The sequence below is a fragment of the Pseudomonas sp. BF-B-30 genome (genome assembly GCF_019956305.1).
GTDB classification, from domain to species: domain Bacteria; phylum Pseudomonadota; class Gammaproteobacteria; order Pseudomonadales; family Pseudomonadaceae; genus Aquipseudomonas; species Aquipseudomonas jessenii.
On the sequence record NZ_JAHBDG010000014.1, the window covers coordinates 38,511 to 53,845 of the forward strand.

General features: G+C 60.1%; 18 protein-coding genes. All 18 read left to right on the top strand.

Annotated features, from left to right (window positions below; all coding sequences use genetic code 11):
• The first annotated feature begins 40 nt into the window (after positions 1-40).
• The 18 genes from iscU (at position 41) to KGB29_RS09870 (ending at position 15,308) form a co-directional block, all read left to right on the top strand.
• Positions 41-427 (top strand): Fe-S cluster assembly scaffold IscU, encoded by a 387-nt coding sequence (gene iscU / locus KGB29_RS09785; RefSeq protein WP_028620148.1) that lies wholly within the window; start codon positions 41-43, stop codon positions 425-427.
• Positions 428-461: 34 nt separating this feature from the next.
• Positions 462-785: an iron-sulfur cluster assembly protein IscA gene (iscA, locus tag KGB29_RS09790; protein ID WP_003227904.1), complete on the top strand. Its 324-nt coding sequence runs from the start codon at positions 462-464 to the stop codon at positions 783-785.
• An 8-nt stretch (positions 786-793) separates the two neighbouring features.
• Positions 794-1,315, top strand: a complete 522-nt coding sequence (gene hscB / locus KGB29_RS09795; protein ID WP_057716302.1) for a co-chaperone HscB — start codon at positions 794-796, stop codon at positions 1,313-1,315.
• A gap of 51 nt (positions 1,316-1,366) precedes the next feature.
• Positions 1,367-3,229 carry a Fe-S protein assembly chaperone HscA gene (gene hscA / locus KGB29_RS09800; protein WP_154947366.1) on the top strand — a complete coding sequence of 621 codons (1,863 nt, stop codon included), beginning with the start codon at positions 1,367-1,369 and terminating at the stop codon, positions 3,227-3,229.
• A 2-nt stretch (positions 3,230-3,231) separates the two neighbouring features.
• Entirely contained in the window at positions 3,232-3,573 is a 342-nt protein-coding gene (fdx, locus tag KGB29_RS09805; RefSeq protein ID WP_007998670.1) for an ISC system 2Fe-2S type ferredoxin, read from the top strand.
• A 14-nt stretch (positions 3,574-3,587) separates the two neighbouring features.
• Positions 3,588-3,788, top strand: coding sequence for a Fe-S cluster assembly protein IscX (gene iscX, locus KGB29_RS09810; RefSeq protein WP_008070969.1), 201 nt, complete (start codon positions 3,588-3,590; stop codon positions 3,786-3,788).
• Positions 3,789-3,877: 89 nt separating this feature from the next.
• Positions 3,878-4,303, top strand: coding sequence for a nucleoside-diphosphate kinase (ndk, locus tag KGB29_RS09815; RefSeq protein ID WP_007903599.1), 426 nt, complete (start codon positions 3,878-3,880; stop codon positions 4,301-4,303).
• Between the two features lie 28 nt (positions 4,304-4,331).
• Positions 4,332-5,474 (top strand): 23S rRNA (adenine(2503)-C(2))-methyltransferase RlmN, encoded by a 1,143-nt coding sequence (gene rlmN, locus KGB29_RS09820; RefSeq protein ID WP_150813624.1) that lies wholly within the window; start codon positions 4,332-4,334, stop codon positions 5,472-5,474.
• A gap of 16 nt (positions 5,475-5,490) precedes the next feature.
• Complete coding sequence (gene pilW / locus KGB29_RS09825) at positions 5,491-6,249, top strand: type IV pilus biogenesis/stability protein PilW (protein WP_154947367.1); 759 nt, start codon at positions 5,491-5,493, stop codon at positions 6,247-6,249.
• Positions 6,249-7,280 (top strand): helix-turn-helix domain-containing protein, encoded by a 1,032-nt coding sequence (locus KGB29_RS09830; protein WP_223473586.1) that lies wholly within the window; start codon positions 6,249-6,251, stop codon positions 7,278-7,280. The genes pilW and KGB29_RS09830 overlap by 1 nt, the downstream gene beginning before the upstream one ends.
• Positions 7,281-7,283: 3 nt before the next feature.
• Positions 7,284-8,393, top strand: coding sequence for a flavodoxin-dependent (E)-4-hydroxy-3-methylbut-2-enyl-diphosphate synthase (gene ispG, locus KGB29_RS09835; protein ID WP_003185136.1), 1,110 nt, complete (start codon positions 7,284-7,286; stop codon positions 8,391-8,393).
• A 38-nt stretch (positions 8,394-8,431) separates the two neighbouring features.
• Positions 8,432-9,721, top strand: a complete 1,290-nt coding sequence (gene hisS / locus KGB29_RS09840) for a histidine--tRNA ligase (protein WP_008053247.1) — start codon at positions 8,432-8,434, stop codon at positions 9,719-9,721.
• 41 nt (positions 9,722-9,762) lie between these two features.
• Complete coding sequence (locus tag KGB29_RS09845) at positions 9,763-10,404, top strand: tetratricopeptide repeat protein (RefSeq protein ID WP_057716297.1); 642 nt, start codon at positions 9,763-9,765, stop codon at positions 10,402-10,404.
• Positions 10,397-11,548: an outer membrane protein assembly factor BamB gene (gene bamB, locus KGB29_RS09850; protein WP_057716296.1), complete on the top strand. Its 1,152-nt coding sequence runs from the start codon at positions 10,397-10,399 to the stop codon at positions 11,546-11,548. The genes KGB29_RS09845 and bamB overlap by 8 nt, the downstream gene beginning before the upstream one ends.
• Positions 11,549-11,624: 76 nt before the next feature.
• Positions 11,625-11,801 carry a hypothetical protein gene (locus KGB29_RS09855; RefSeq protein ID WP_157858934.1) on the top strand — a complete coding sequence of 59 codons (177 nt, stop codon included), beginning with the start codon at positions 11,625-11,627 and terminating at the stop codon, positions 11,799-11,801.
• Entirely contained in the window at positions 11,789-13,258 is a 1,470-nt protein-coding gene (der, locus tag KGB29_RS09860; RefSeq protein ID WP_057716294.1) for a ribosome biogenesis GTPase Der, read from the top strand. The genes KGB29_RS09855 and der overlap by 13 nt, the downstream gene beginning before the upstream one ends.
• Before the next feature lie 122 nt (positions 13,259-13,380).
• A complete protein-coding gene (locus KGB29_RS09865) occupies positions 13,381-14,529 on the top strand; it encodes a pyridoxal phosphate-dependent aminotransferase (protein WP_150813626.1) in 1,149 nt (382 codons plus the stop codon).
• Positions 14,517-15,308: an amidohydrolase gene (locus KGB29_RS09870; RefSeq protein WP_150813627.1), complete on the top strand. Its 792-nt coding sequence runs from the start codon at positions 14,517-14,519 to the stop codon at positions 15,306-15,308. The genes KGB29_RS09865 and KGB29_RS09870 overlap by 13 nt, the downstream gene beginning before the upstream one ends.
• The last annotated feature ends 27 nt before the right edge of the window (positions 15,309-15,335 follow it).

A 15,335-nucleotide genomic window follows, 5' to 3' on the forward strand; every position in this document is an offset into this window, starting at 1 on the left:
GGGTCTCAAGAGCGGCCCTGATGAGTGAGGATTGAGAATCATGGCTTACAGCGAAAAGGTCATCGACCACTACGAAAACCCGCGCAACGTCGGCAAGATGGACGCGGAAGATCCTGATGTCGGCACCGGCATGGTCGGCGCTCCGGCGTGCGGCGACGTGATGCGCCTGCAGATCAAGGTCAACGAAGCCGGCATCATCGAAGATGCCAAGTTCAAGACTTACGGCTGCGGTTCGGCTATCGCTTCCAGCTCCCTCGCCACCGAGTGGATGAAGGGCAAGACCCTGGATGAAGCGGAAACCATCAAGAATACCCAGCTGGCTGAAGAACTGGCCCTGCCGCCAGTGAAAATCCACTGCTCGGTACTCGCTGAAGATGCCATCAAGGCGGCTGTTCGCGACTACAAGCAGAAGAAAGGCTTGATCTGATTTTCGAGTTTTGGCGACGAGTAAGGAGTCACCGATGGCTATCAGCATGACAGAAGCGGCTGCTCGACACGTGCGGCGCTCCCTCGACGGGCGCGGCAAAGGTGAAGGGATTCGTCTGGGTGTTCGCACCACAGGCTGTTCCGGCCTTGCCTACGTGCTGGAGTTTGTCGACGAGGTGGTTGCAGAGGACCAGGTGTTCGAGAGTCACGGCGAGAAAGTGATCATCGACCCGAAGAGCCTGGCCTACCTGGACGGCACCGAGCTCGATTTCGTCAAGGAAGGGTTGAACGAAGGCTTCAAGTTCAACAACCCCAACGTACGCGGTGAATGTGGCTGCGGCGAAAGCTTCAACATCTGAGGCTTGTCGTGGGTACTCCTTGTCATTTCGCTTTATTTGAGCTGCAACCGAGTTTCGATCTGGACCTCGATCAGCTGGCTACGCGCTACCGTGAGTTGGCGCGCGGCGTTCATCCGGACCGCTTTGCTGACGCTTCCGAGCGCGAGCAGCGGTTGGCGCTGGAACAATCCGCGAGCCTCAACGAGGCCTACCAGACGCTCAAGAGTCCACCCAAGCGCGCGCGTTACCTGCTCGCCTTGAATGGTGGCGAGCTGCCGCTGGAGGTCACGGTGCATGATCCGGAGTTTCTGCTGCAGCAGATGGAGCTGCGCGAAGAGCTCGAAGACCTGCAGGACAGCGCCGACCTGAATGGCGTTGCCGTCTTCAAGCGCCGGCTCAAGGCTGCCCAGGATGAACTGAACCAAAGCTTCGCAGCTTGCTGGAACGATGCCGCGCACCGTGAACGGGCCGAACGCCTGATGCGGCGCATGCAGTTCCTCGACAAGCTCACCTACGAAGTGCGCCAGTTAGAAGAGCGCCTCGACGATTAACCCAGTGCCGCTCCGGTCGCACGCCTGATATACAGATAAGTCCTGATAACGATGGCCCTACTGCAGATCGCCGAACCCGGCCAAAGTCCTCAACCGCACCAGCGTCGTCTGGCTGTGGGGATCGACTTGGGCACAACCAATTCGCTGGTCGCTGCATTGCGCAGTGGACTTTCCGAGCCTCTGGCTGACGCAGAAGGGCGGGTCATCCTGCCGTCTGCCGTGCGCTACCACGCCGATCGCGTCGAAGTTGGCGAATCCGCCAAGCTGGCCGCCGCCACCGATCCTTTGAACACCGTGCTGTCGGTCAAGCGCTTGATGGGTCGTGGTCTGTCCGACGTCAAGCAATTGGGCGATCAACTGCCGTACCGCTTTGTCGGTGGCGAATCGCACATGCCGTTCATCGAGACGATCCAGGGCCCGAAAAGCCCGGTGGAAGTCTCCGCCGACATCCTCAAGGTCCTGCGTCAGCGTGCTGAAGCGACCCTGGGCGGTGAGCTGGTGGGTGCGGTGATCACCGTTCCGGCCTATTTCGACGACGCTCAGCGTCAAGCCACCAAGGACGCGGCCAAGCTGGCCGGTCTGAACGTGTTGCGCTTGCTCAATGAGCCGACCGCGGCAGCCGTGGCTTACGGTCTGGACCAGCACGCCGAAGGCCTGGTCGCGATTTACGACCTGGGCGGCGGCACCTTCGATATTTCGATTCTGCGCCTGACCGGCGGTGTCTTCGAAGTGTTGGCCACCGGCGGCGACAGCGCCCTGGGTGGCGATGACTTCGACCACGCGATTGCTGGCTGGATCATTGAGGGCGCCGGTTTGTCGGCCGACCTTGATCCGGGCGCGCAGCGTCAACTGCTGCAGACATCCTGTGCCGCCAAAGAAGCGCTGACCAGTGCCTCGTCGGTCGAAGTGGCGCATGGCGCCTGGAAAGCCGAACTGACCCGTGAAGCCTTTGATGCGTTGATCGAGCCGATGGTCGCGCGAAGCCTGAAGGCCTGCCGCCGCGCGGTGCGTGATTCCGGTGTCGAGCTGGAAGACGTGCATGCCGTGGTCATGGTCGGTGGTTCGACTCGCGTGCCTCGCGTTCGTGAAGCTGTCGCCGAAGCCTTCGGTCGCCAGCCGCTGACTGAAATCGATCCGGATCAAGTGGTGGCCATCGGTGCCGCGATCCAGGCCGATACCCTGGCCGGCAACAAGCGCGATGGCGATGAACTGCTGCTGCTCGACGTGATTCCGTTGTCCCTGGGGTTGGAAACCATGGGTGGCCTGATGGAGAAGGTGATTCCACGCAACACCACCATCCCCGTCGCTCGTGCCCAGGACTTCACTACTTACAAAGACGGCCAGTCGGCCATGGCCATCCACGTATTGCAGGGCGAGCGCGAGCTGATCAGCGATTGCCGCTCCCTGGCGCGCTTTGAATTGCGTGGCATTCCAGCGATGGTGGCCGGCGCAGCGAAGATTCGCGTGACCTTCCAGGTCGATGCCGATGGCTTGCTCAGTGTGTCCGCCCGCGAACTGGGTTCGGGCGTCGAAGCCAGCATCCAGGTCAAGCCGTCCTACGGTCTGACCGACGGCGAAATCGCCAAGATGCTCAAGGATTCGTTCCAGCACGCCAACGATGACAAGGTTGCCCGCGTACTGCGTGAGCAGCAGGTCGATGCCCAGCGCCTGATCGAAGCGGTGCAGGCTGCCCTGGAGGCCGACGGCGACCGACTGCTCGACGCCGACGAGCGCATGGTCATCGACCTGCAGGTGCAGGAACTGACCGAACTGATGAAAGGTACCGATGGTTACGCCATCGAGCAGCAGACCAAGCGTCTGTCGCAAGTGACCGACGCCTTTGCTGCCCGCCGCCTGGACTCGACGGTGAAAGCCGCGCTGGCGGGGCGCAACCTGAATGAGATTGAGGAATAACGATGCCGCAGGTCATTTTTCTGCCACACGAGAAGTTTTGCCCCGAAGGCATGGTTGTTGAGGCTGAGACGGGTATTTCCATCCTCGAACTGGCCCACGAGCACCACATCGAGATGGAAAGTGCCTGTGGTGGCGTTTGTGCCTGCACCACTTGCCACTGCATCATCCGCGAGGGTTTTGACTCGCTGGAAGAGGCTGACGAGCTGGAAGAGGACTACCTTGATAAGGCTTGGGGTCTTGAGCGCGAGTCCCGTCTGGGGTGCCAGGCCAAGGTCGGTACCGAAGACCTGACCGTCGAGATTCCGAAGTATTCGCTCAACCATGCGGCCGAAGCACCGCACTGATTCAAGGATCTGAAATGAGTCTGAAATGGGTTGATGTACTGGAAATCGCGATCCAGTTGGCTGAAAGCAAGCCTGAGGTGGACCCGCGTTACGTGAACTTCGTCGATCTGCACCAATGGGTGCTGGCATTGCCGGAGTTCAGCGATGATCCGACCCGCGGCGGCGAGAAAGTGCTTGAAGCCATTCAGGCCGCCTGGATCGAAGAGGCAGACTGAGTCTGTCGAGCAGGTTAGGCAATACCCGAGAACCCGCGTATAATTCGCGGGTTTAATTTTTCGTAAATTACCGTTTCTGGAGTTACACCATGGCTGTTCAACGTACTTTCTCCATCATCAAGCCTGACGCCGTTGCTAAAAACGTTATCGGCGAGATCACCACTCGTTTCGAAAAAGCTGGCCTGCGCGTTGTAGCTTCGAAACTGAAGCAACTGTCCAAAGCCGAAGCTGAAGGCTTCTACGCTGAGCACAGCGCTCGTGGTTTCTTCAACGACCTGGTTGCTTTCATGATCTCCGGTCCGGTTGTCGTTCAGGTTCTGGAAGGCGAAAACGCTATCGCTCTGAACCGTGAGCTGATGGGCGCTACCAACCCTAAAGAAGCTGCTGCCGGCACCATCCGTGCTGACTTCGCTGATTCCATCGACGCCAACGCCGTACACGGTTCGGACTCCGAAGCCGCTGCCGCTCGCGAAATCTCGTACTTCTTCGCAGCTACTGAAGTAACCACTCGCTAAGCATTGGCTTAAGAGTGAAGGTGAATCCATGACTACATCGACTGTAAAAACTAACCTGCTGGGTCTGACCCAGCTGGAAATGGAAAAATTCTTCGACTCAATCGGGGAGAAGCGTTTCCGTGCCGGTCAGGTAATGAAATGGATTCACCACTTTGGTGTCGATGATTTCGATGCCATGACGAACGTCAGCAAGGCCTTGCGCGAAAAGCTCAAGACTGTTGCCGAGGTCCGTGGTCCGGAAGTGGTCAGCGAGGACATCTCCAGCGACGGCACCCGCAAGTGGGTGGTGCGCGTGGCGTCCGGCAGCTGCGTCGAGACCGTTTACATTCCCCAGGGCAAGCGCGGCACCTTGTGCGTTTCGTCCCAGGCAGGCTGTGCCCTGGATTGCAGTTTCTGCTCCACCGGCAAGCAAGGCTTCAACAGCAACCTCACCGCCGCCGAAGTCATCGGGCAGGTGTGGATTGCCAACAAATCCTTTGGCAGCGTCCCGGCAACCGTCGACCGTGCCATCACCAACGTGGTGATGATGGGCATGGGTGAGCCGCTGCTGAACTTCGACAACGTCGTCGCGGCCATGCATTTGATGATGGACGACCTGGGCTACGGCATTTCCAAGCGCCGTGTGACCCTGTCGACCTCCGGCGTGGTGCCGATGATCGATGAGCTCTCCAAGCACATCGACGTCTCCCTGGCGTTGTCCCTGCACGCACCGAATGACGCATTGCGTAACCAATTGGTGCCGATCAACAAGAAGTATCCGCTTAAGATGCTCCTCGAGTCGTGCCAGCGCTACATGTCGAATCTCGGCGAAAAGCGCGTGCTGACCATCGAGTACACCTTGCTCAAAGATATCAACGACAAGGTCGAGCACGCCGTGGAGATGATCGAGCTGCTCAAGAACATCCCGTGCAAGATCAATCTGATCCCGTTCAACCCGTTCCCGCACTCCGGTTACGAGCGCCCGAGCAACAACGCCATTCGTCGTTTCCAGGATCAGCTTCATCATGCCGGTTTCAACGTCACCGTCCGCACCACCCGTGGTGAAGACATCGATGCGGCCTGTGGTCAACTGGTAGGGCAGGTGCTGGATCGCACCCGTCGCAGCGAACGTTATATCGCCGTGCGTGAACTCAACGCCGACAACGATGTAGCGCAAGACGCCGCGAAATAACCAAGAGAGGATCTCTATGTCCCTGCGCTTTGCGCTGCTGTTGCTGTTGGCCAGCCTGTGTGCTGGCTGCGTGCTTTCGGGTGATTACAACCCGATGAAGACCAGCAAGGGCCGTGATGAAGCGCGTGAGGCCTATGTGCAACTCGGTATCGGGTATTTGCAACAAGGCATGACCGAGCGCGCCAAGGTTCCGTTGAAGAAAGCATTGGAGCTGGATGGCTCCGACCCTGATGCCAACGCGGCGCTGGGGCTGGTGTTCCAGGCCGAGATGGAACCGGAACTTGCCGACGAGCATTTTCGCAAGGCGCTGGCTTCCCGTCCCGGCGATGCACGAATCCTCAATAACTACGGCAGTTTCCTGTTCGAGCAGAAGCGTTACAACGAAGCCTACGAGCGCTTTGAGCAGGCCGCTGCCGATACCCTGTATCCTGAGCGTTCGCGGGTGTTCGAGAACCTGGGCATGACCGCAGCGATGCTCGGTCAGCGCGATCTGGCCCGGCAGCAACTGGAAAAAGCCCTGCGCCTGAACCGCCAACAACCACGTGCATTGCTGGAAATGGCTGAGTTGTCTTACGAAGACAGGCATTATGTGCCTGCGCGTGACTATTACGACCGTTTTAGCCAGCTCTCCGAGCAAAATGCACGTAGTCTATTGCTCGGCATTCGGCTGGCAAAAGTGTTCGAAGACCGCGACAAGGCCGCAAGTGCAGGCCTGCAACTAAAAAGACTCTATCCCGGTACGCCGGAATATCAGCAATACCTGTCGGAGCAATGATGAAAGCGGCGCATCCCGAAGTTGTAGCAGCGAATCGCGTAAACCCCGGTGAGACTTTGCGCCAGGCCCGCGAAAGCAATGGCTGGTCGCTGGCCGAAGTGGCCCTCAAGCTCAACCTCACCACCACTTCCCTGAGCAATCTGGAAGCCGGCGCCTTCGACAAGCTGCCCGGGCATACTTTTGCCCGTGGTTACATTCGCGCCTATGCCAAGTTGCTCGGCATGGACCAGGCCGTTCTGGTCCAGCAATTCGATCAATCCACCGGTACCGACTCCCAGGGCAGCAATGTTCACAGCCTGGGCCGTATTGAAGAGCCGGTCCGGGTTTCCCACACCATTTTGCGAATCGTCAGCCTGCTGTTGCTGGTCGCGGTGATCGGTGGCGGTTTCGTCTGGTGGCAGGATCAGACCTCGATGCGCACCAAGGACCTGATCGGTCTGGCACCAGAGCACGTAGAAGTCGAAGGCGCCGACGGTACGACACAGATTCACCCGCTGGACGAGCCGGAAGACCAGGCCGTCGTAGAAGGTCAGAGCGAAGGCGTAACCGCCCTCGCGCTGCCACAGGCCGACGCTCCGGCTGAAGCACCAGAGCAGGCTCAGGCGACTGCGCCAGCCGCCCCGGTAGCGCCGACCACGCCAGCCGCACCCGCGCACACCGCGCCCGTTGTCGCAGCGCCGGTGACCCCGGCAGCTCCGGCTCCGGCAGCTCCTGCCGTCCCGGCCCCGGTGGCGACTGCACCGGTAGCCCCTGTGGCTCCGGCTCCAGCGGCAGCCGCGCCGGTGGCTGGTCAAGGCCAGGTTCAGGTGCAGTTCACCTCCGATTGCTGGACACAAGTGACCGACGGTAACGGCAAGGTGCTGTTCAGCGGTCTCAAACGCAAAGGCGACAGCCTGGCGGTCAATGGCAAACCACCGTTTGCCGTGCGTCTGGGCTTTGCCCGTGGCGCTCAGGTCAGCTACAACGGCCAGCCGGTTGATGTCGCTCCGTTCACCAGTGGCGAGACTGCTCGCCTGAAGTTGGGTCAATAAGTCATGCACGGCGAATCTCCAATCAAACGTCGCGAATCCCGCAAAATCTGGGTCGGTAACGTGCCTGTTGGCGGCGATGCGCCTATCGCTGTGCAGAGCATGACCAACAGCGACACCAACGATGTTGCGGCCACCGTCGCGCAGATCAATCGCCTGGAAGCGGCCGGCGTCGATATCGTGCGGGTCTCCGTACCGGACATGGACGCCGCCGAAGCCTTCGGCAAGATCAAGCAGCTGGTCAAAGTACCCTTGGTTGCCGACATTCACTTCGACTACCGGATCGCTTTGCGCGTAGCCGAACTGGGTGTCGATTGCCTGCGGATCAACCCGGGCAACATCGGTCGCGAAGACCGCGTGCGTGCGGTGGTGGATGCCGCCCGTGACCGCGGGATCCCGATCCGTATCGGCGTGAACGCCGGTTCCCTGGAAAAAGACCTGCAAAAGAAATACGGCGAGCCGACCCCGGCAGCGCTGGTCGAGTCTGCCTTGCGCCACGTCGAGCACCTTGAGCGCCTGAACTTCCAGGACTTCAAGGTCAGCGTGAAAGCCTCCGATGTGTTCATGGCCGTCGAAGCCTACCGCTTGCTGGCCAAGGAAATCGTCCAGCCGCTGCACCTGGGCATCACCGAAGCCGGTGGATTGCGTTCCGGCACGGTGAAATCTGCCGTGGGCCTCGGTATGCTGCTCGCCGAAGGGATTGGCGATACTATCCGCATCTCGTTGGCGGCCGACCCGGTCGAGGAAGTGAAAGTCGGCTACGACATTCTCAAATCCCTGCACCTGCGTTCCCGTGGCATCAACTTCATCGCCTGCCCGAGCTGCTCGCGGCAGAACTTCGATGTGGTCAAGACCATGAACGAGCTGGAAGGGCGCCTCGAGGATTTGCTGGTGCCGCTGGATGTCGCGGTGATCGGTTGCGTGGTCAATGGCCCGGGCGAAGCCAAGGAAGCCCATATCGGCTTGACCGGCGGCACGCCGAACCTGATTTACATCGACGGCAAGCCGTCGCAGAAGCTGACGAATGACAATCTGGTGGATGAGCTTGAGCGCTTGATCCGCCAGAAAGCGGCCGAAAAGGTCGAAGCTGACGCTGCCGTTATTGCGCGCGGCTAAGCCTGGCTAAAAAGAGCCGAACGAATTAAGGAATTTAAGTGAGCAAGTCTCTGCAAGCCATTCGTGGCATGAACGACATCCTGCCCGAACAGACTCCCCTGTGGCGTCATTTCGAAGGCACCGTTTCGCGCCTGCTGGATAACTACGGTTACAAGCAGATCCGCATGCCGATCGTCGAGTTCACCGAACTGTTCAAGCGTTCCATCGGTGAAGTGACCGACATCGTCGAAAAAGAGATGTACACCTTCGACGACCGCAACGGCGACTCCCTGACCCTGCGTCCTGAAGGCACGGCGGCCTGTGTGCGCGCGGTGCTGGAACACGGCATCACCGGCGGCGGCCAGGTTCAGAAACTCTGGTACATCGGTCCGATGTTCCGCCACGAACGCCCGCAAAAAGGCCGTTATCGCCAGTTCCACCAGATCGGTGTCGAAGTGTTCAACCTCGACGGTCCGGACATCGACGCCGAGTTGATCGTGCTGACCTGGCGCCTGTGGGGCGAGCTGGGCATCCGCGATGCGGTCAAGCTTGAGCTCAACAGCCTGGGCACCAGCGAGTCTCGCGGTCGTTATCGCGAAGCACTGGTCGAGTTCCTGTCCCGGCATCTGGACAAGCTGGACGAAGACAGCCAGCGCCGCCTGAAGACCAACCCGTTGCGGGTCCTGGACACCAAGAACGCCGAGACGCAGGCGATTCTGGTCGATGCGCCGAAAATGGCCGACTACCTCGACGAAGAATCCCGCGTGCATTTCGAGGGCCTCAAGGCTCGTCTGGACGCCGCCGGCATTCCTTATGTGATCAACCCGAAGCTGGTTCGCGGGCTGGACTACTACAGCAAGACCGTTTTCGAATGGGTCACCGACAAACTTGGCGCCCAGGGCACCGTGTGTGCCGGTGGCCGCTACGACGGTCTGGTGGAGCAGATGGGCGGCAAGCCGACCGCCGGCGTTGGCTTTGCCATGGGCATCGAACGCCTGGTGCTGTTGCTCGAAACCCTGGAGCAGATCCCGCAAGAGATCTCCCGTCAGGTCGACGTCTACCTCTGCGCCTTCGGTGAAGCCGCCGAACTGGCCGGCCTGACCCTGGCAGAGCGCGTGCGTGACCAGTTGCCCAACCTGCGCCTGCAAGTGAATGCCGGCGCCGGCAGTTTCAAAAGCCAGTTCAAGAAGGCCGACAAGAGCGGCGCGCTGTACGCGCTGATCCTCGGTGACGACGAAATGGCCCAGCAAGTGGTAGGTTTCAAACCCCTGCGTGGCCAGGGCGAACAACAAAGCATTGCCTGGGATGCGCTTGCAGCACACCTGGCCACCTGCGTCGTGCAGGGTTGAAGCTGTCTAAACAGCCGAATTAGCGATTAAGGAGTATTGGGGTGTCGAGTACCGAAGACGAACATTTGATGGAATTGAAGGAATGGTGGTCACGCAACGGTAAGCCCCTGGTCACTGGCGGCCTGTTGGCGCTGGTCATCGTGTTCGGCTGGCAGGCGTTCCAGAAGTATCAGAGCAATCAGTCGCAAGGCGCCTCGATTCTCTATCAGCAATTGCTCGAAACCACGCTGACGCCTGACGGCAAGCCTGATGCGGCCCGTGTTTCGGACCTGGCCGGCAAGCTCAACAGCGAGTTCGGCGGCAGCGCCTATGCGCAGTACGGCAGCCTGTTCGTGGCCAAGGTAGCGGTCGACAGCGGCAAGCTGGACGACGCGGTCACCGAGCTCAAGGCCATTGTCGCCAAACCGGCCAACCCGGCGCTGGGCGAAATCGCCCGTCAGCGTCTGGCCCAGGTACTCGGCGCGCAGAACAAGGCCGACGAAGCACTGAAGCTGCTCGAAGGCGATGCCGACAAGGCATTCCTGGCCACTCGCGAAGAGCTCAAGGGTGACCTGCTGGTGCAGCTGGGTCGTACCGACGAGGCGAGCGCGGCGTATCAAAAAGCCAAGGCGGCACTGTCGGATGAAGCGGCGGTCGGTGGCCTGCAAATCAAGCTGGACGACCTGGCCAAAGGGGATGCGTGACGTGATTCGTTGGAAACATGCAGCATTGCTGGCCCTGGCCATTTTGGCCGCGGGTTGCAGCAGCAACAGCAAAAAAGAACTGCCTCCGGCCGAACTGGTCGACTTCAAGGAAGAAGTGGTTCTGCACAAGCAGTGGAGTCGTTCGATCGGTGACGGTCAGGGCGAAACCTACAACATGCTGGTTCCGGCCATCGATGGCGATACCATCTATGCCGCCGACGTCACTGGCGTGTTGATGGCGATGGACCGTAACACCGGCGACGTCAAATGGAAGAAAGACCTCGAGCTGCCTGTCTCCGGCGCCGTTGGCGTAGGTTACGGTCTGGTCACCATTGGTACGATCAAGGGTGAAATCGTTGCCCTGGACGCGATCAACGGTGAAGAAAAGTGGCGCGCTCGCGTGTCCAGCGAAGTACTGGCGCCGCCAGCCAACAACGGTGACGTCGTGGTGGTTCAGACCCAGGACGATCGTCTGATCGGCCTGGATGCCTCCACCGGTGACCGTCGCTGGATCTATGACAGCACGCCTGCGGTACTGACCCTGCGTGGCACCAGTGCGCCGATCGTGACCAACCGCCTCGCGGTGGCTGGCCTGTCGACCGGTAAAGTGGTTGCCGTGGACATCTCCAACGGCGTACCGGTGTGGGAACAGCGCGTAGCGATTCCGCAAGGTCGTTCGGAGCTGGAGCGCGTGGTCGACATCGACGGTGGCTTGCTGCTGTCGGGCGAGACGCTGTATGTCGCCAGCTATCAGGGGCGCGTTGCTGCTCTGGACCTGCAAAGCGGCCGTCAGCTCTGGCAGCGTGATGCTTCCAGCTATGCCGGTGTCGCCCAGGGTTTCGGTACCGTTTATGTGACCCTGTCTTCGGGCACCGTTGAAGGCGTCGACGAGCGTTCCACCACAGCCTTGTGGAGCAACGACTCGCTGGCCCGCCGTCAACTGTCGGCTCCGGAAGTGTTCTCCAGCTACGTTGCAGTCGGTGACCTGGAAGGTTACCTGCACCTGCTGAGTCAGGTGGACGGTCGTTTCGTCGGCCGCGAGCGCATCGACAGCGACGGCCTGCGTGCCCGTCCGCTGGTGGTGGGTGACACGATTTATGTATATGGCAACAGCGGCAAACTGGAAGCCCTGACCATTAAGTAAAGGTTTGACTATGCTTGGGGTTAACCCCCCAGGCTGCTTCACCGTTTGTAAGAGTGTAGGAGCGAGCTTGCTCGCGATGGACGTCAACGATTACGTTGGCAATCTGGATAAACGCGGTGTCTTTGCGTTTTTCGCGAGCAAGCTCGCTCCTGCAAAAAAACACACGGTGATTGCCCCGAGCACCAGCCGCTGCCTCGCAGCGGCTTTTGTATTTTCTGAAATAACGAAGTGGAGAGCCGCATGGTTCCCGTAATCGCCCTGGTGGGCCGACCGAACGTCGGCAAGTCCACCTTGTTCAACCGCCTGACCAGGACTCGTGACGCCATCGTCGGCGACTTGTCCGGTCTGACCCGTGATCGCCAGTACGGTGAGGCCAAGTGGCAAGGGCGTTCCTACATTCTGATCGACACCGGCGGTATCTCCGGTGACGAGCACGGTATGGACGAAAAAATGGCCGAGCAGTCGCTGCTGGCCATTGAAGAAGCGGATGTCGTTCTGTTCCTGGTAGATGCCAAGGCCGGCTTCACCGCCGCCGACCAGATGATCGCCGAGCATTTGCGCAAACGTAACAAGCGTTCCCATGTGGTGGCCAACAAGGTCGACAACATCGACCCGGAAATGGCCCGCGCCGAATTCGCCCCGTTGGGCATGGGCCACGCGATCCCGATCGCCGGTGCCCACGGCCGTGGTATCACCCAGTTGCTGGAAATCGCACTGAGTGACTTCCCGAAAGACGAAGACGAGCTGGAAGAAGGCGAGGAAGAAGATGTAGCCGAAGGCGAGGAAGCCAAGCGCATTCCTGGCCCAAGCGAAAAAGACGGGATCAAGATCGCCATCATCGGCCGTCCGAACGTCGGCAAGTCGACCCTGGTCAACCGCATGCTCGGGGAAGACCGGGTAATCGTCTACGACCAACCCGGCACCACCCGCGACAGTATCTACATCCCGTTCGAGCGTAACGACGAGAAGTACACGCTGATCGACACCGCCGGTGTGCGCAAGCGCGGCAAGATCCACGAAGAAGTCGAAAAGTTCTCCGTGGTCAAAACCCTGCAAGCGATCAAAGACGCCAACGTGGTGATCTTCGTGATGGACGCCCGCGAAGGCGTGGTGGATCACGACCTCAACCTGCTGGGCTTTGCCCTTGAGGCCGGTCGTGCATTGGTCATCGCGATCAACAAGTGGGACGGCATGACGCCGAGCGAGCGCGACTTCGTCAAGATCGAGTTGCAGCGTCGTCTGTTTTTCGTCGAGTTTGCCGATATTCACTTTATCTCGGCACTGCACGGCACCGGCGTGGGCAACCTCTACGCGTCGGTACAGAACTCGTTCAAGTCCGCGGTTACCCGTTGGCCGACCAGCCGCCTGACCCAGATCCTGGAAGACGCGGTCAGCGAGCACCAGCCGCCGATGGTCAACAGCCGCCGGATCAAGCTGCGTTATGCTCACCTTGGTGGCGCGAACCCGCCGATCATCGTGATCCACGGCAACCAGATCGAGAAGGTGCCGAAGTCCTACGTGCGTTACCTGGAAAACACCTACCGCCGTGTGCTGAAGCTGGTCGGTACGCCGATCCGCATCGAGTTCAAGGGTGGCGAGAACCCGTACGAAGGCAACAAGAACACGCTCACCGACCGTCAGGTCAACAAGAAGCGTCGCTTGATGTCGCACCACAAGAAGGCCGACAAGAAGCGTCGCGACAAGCGCTGATCGAGGTTTTTCCCGTGGGATGGAAAGGGCGCCAATGGCGCCCTTTTTCATGCCTGCCGTTTGGGCTATCCTCGGATTCCCCCGCGCCGCCGTAGAGCCGGGTGTAGAGCAGGGAACCACCGATGATCACCAGCAAGCTGCCGAATGTCGGCATCACTATCTTCACTCAGATGTCTCAGCTCGCGGCTCAGACCGGCGCGCTCAATCTGTCCCAGGGCTTTCCCGATTTCGCGGCCCCGCAGGCCCTGTGCGATGCGGTCGGCCGGCATATCGCCAGCGGCCATAACCAGTATTCGCCAATGACCGGGCTGCCGGTGTTGCGTCAGCAGATCGCGGCGAAGATCGCCCGCAGTTATGGCGTGCAGGTGGATGTGGATACTGAAGTGACGGTTACCCCCGGTGCGACCGAGGCGATTTTCTGTGCCATTCAGGCGGTTATCCACAGCGGTGACGAAGTCATTGTGTTTGACCCGGCATACGACAGCTACGAACCTTCGGTGGAGCTGGCAGGCGGCCGTTGCGTGCATGTGCAACTGGGCCTGAACGATTTCAGTATCGACTTCGAAAAGCTTGCTCAGGCACTGAGCCCGCGCACGCGGATGATCATTCTCAACACCCCGCACAACCCTAGCGGTGCGTTGATCAGCCGTGACGAACTCGACCAGTTGGCGACGTTAATCCGTGATCGCGATATCTATGTGATCAGCGACGAAGTCTACGAGCACCTGGTGTATGACGGCGTGCCTCACGTTAGCGTGCTGGCCCATGAGGAGTTGTATCAGCGTGCATTCGTCGTCAGTTCGTTCGGCAAGACCTACCACGTCACCGGCTGGAAAACCGGTTATGTGATCGCACCGCCGGCCCTGACGGCGGAATTGCGCAAGGTGCACCAGTACGTCAATTTCTGTGGTGTGACGCCGCTGCAATATGCCTTGGCCGATTTTATGGCCGAGCATCCCGAGCACGTCGAAGAGCTGCCTGCTTTCTATCAGGCCAAGCGTGATCTGTTCTGCGATCTGCTGGCGCCGTCGCGTTTCAGTTTCACCCGGGTGACCGGCACCTATTTCCAGTTGGTCGATTACTCGCAGATCCGCCCGGACCTCAATGACGTCGAGATGGCCCTGTGGATGACTCGCGAGCACGGCGTGGCCAGTATCCCGATCTCGGTGTTCTACCAGACGCCACCGGTCGGCCAGCGCCTGGTGCGGCTGTGCTTTGCCAAGCGTGAGGAGACCCTGCGTGAAGCGGCGGAAAAACTATGCGTGATCTGAGTGCATTGCCGAAACTGACCGTTGCGCTGATCCAGACGTCCCTGGCCTGGCACGACCGCCAGGCCAACCTTGAGCATTTCGAGCCGTTGCTGGAGCAGGCTCGCGGCGCCGACCTGATCATTCTGCCGGAGATGTTCACCACCGGTTTTTCCATGGAGTCGGAAGCCCTCGCCGAAGCGGAAAACGGGCCTACCAGCAAATGGCTGCAGGCTCAGGCTTTGAGGCTTGATGCGGTGATCACCGGTAGCGTGATCGTCCAGGCCGCCGACGGCAGTCATCGCAATCGTCTGTTGTGGGCCCGCCCGGATGGCGAGGTGTGGCATTACGACAAGCGTCATCTGTTCCGCATGGCCGGTGAGCATAACCACTACACCCCCGGTGAGCGCCAGGTGCAGTTCGAGCTCAAGGGCTGGCGCGTACGGCCGTTGATTTGCTACGACCTGCGCTTCCCGGCGTGGAGCCGTGACGCCCAGGACACCGACCTGCTGCTGTACACCGCGAACTGGCCCGGTGCGCGGCGCCAGCACTGGAACCGCTTGCTGCCGGCGCGGGCGATCGAGAACCTGTGCTATGTGGCGGCGGTGAACCGTATTGGCACGGATGGCAAAGGTTTTGCGTATACCGGTGACAGCCAGGTCCTGGATTTCCAGGGCGAGACGCTGCTCAGTGCCGGAGAGGCTGACGGGGTGTTCAAGGTGGTGCTGGATGCGGCGGAGCTGGCGGCGTATCGCACGCGGTTTCCGGCGAATCTGGATGCCGATACCTTCGAGTTCACCTGATTTTTTTCGCTGCCTGATCTGGCCCCT

What these genes read in the sequence shown, in the direction of transcription:
- iscU (WP_028620148.1), top strand. Translation starts at nt 41, where the DNA reads ATGGCTTACAGCGAAAAGGTCATCGACCACTACGAAAACCCGCGCAAC.
- iscA (WP_003227904.1), top strand. Translation starts at nt 462, where the DNA reads ATGGCTATCAGCATGACAGAAGCGGCTGCTCGACACGTGCGGCGCTCC.
- hscA (WP_154947366.1), top strand. Translation starts at nt 1,367, where the DNA reads ATGGCCCTACTGCAGATCGCCGAACCCGGCCAAAGTCCTCAACCGCAC.
- fdx (WP_007998670.1), top strand. Translation starts at nt 3,232, where the DNA reads ATGCCGCAGGTCATTTTTCTGCCACACGAGAAGTTTTGCCCCGAAGGC.
- iscX (WP_008070969.1), top strand. Translation starts at nt 3,588, where the DNA reads ATGAGTCTGAAATGGGTTGATGTACTGGAAATCGCGATCCAGTTGGCT.
- ndk (WP_007903599.1), top strand. Translation starts at nt 3,878, where the DNA reads ATGGCTGTTCAACGTACTTTCTCCATCATCAAGCCTGACGCCGTTGCT.
- rlmN (WP_150813624.1), top strand. Translation starts at nt 4,332, where the DNA reads ATGACTACATCGACTGTAAAAACTAACCTGCTGGGTCTGACCCAGCTG.
- pilW (WP_154947367.1), top strand. Translation starts at nt 5,491, where the DNA reads ATGTCCCTGCGCTTTGCGCTGCTGTTGCTGTTGGCCAGCCTGTGTGCT.
- KGB29_RS09830 (WP_223473586.1), top strand. Translation starts at nt 6,249, where the DNA reads ATGAAAGCGGCGCATCCCGAAGTTGTAGCAGCGAATCGCGTAAACCCC.
- ispG (WP_003185136.1), top strand. Translation starts at nt 7,284, where the DNA reads ATGCACGGCGAATCTCCAATCAAACGTCGCGAATCCCGCAAAATCTGG.
- bamB (WP_057716296.1), top strand. Translation starts at nt 10,397, where the DNA reads ATGCGTGACGTGATTCGTTGGAAACATGCAGCATTGCTGGCCCTGGCC.
- KGB29_RS09855 (WP_157858934.1), top strand. Translation starts at nt 11,625, where the DNA reads ATGGACGTCAACGATTACGTTGGCAATCTGGATAAACGCGGTGTCTTT.
- der (WP_057716294.1), top strand. Translation starts at nt 11,789, where the DNA reads ATGGTTCCCGTAATCGCCCTGGTGGGCCGACCGAACGTCGGCAAGTCC.
- KGB29_RS09865 (WP_150813626.1), top strand. Translation starts at nt 13,381, where the DNA reads ATGATCACCAGCAAGCTGCCGAATGTCGGCATCACTATCTTCACTCAG.
- KGB29_RS09870 (WP_150813627.1), top strand. Translation starts at nt 14,517, where the DNA reads ATGCGTGATCTGAGTGCATTGCCGAAACTGACCGTTGCGCTGATCCAG.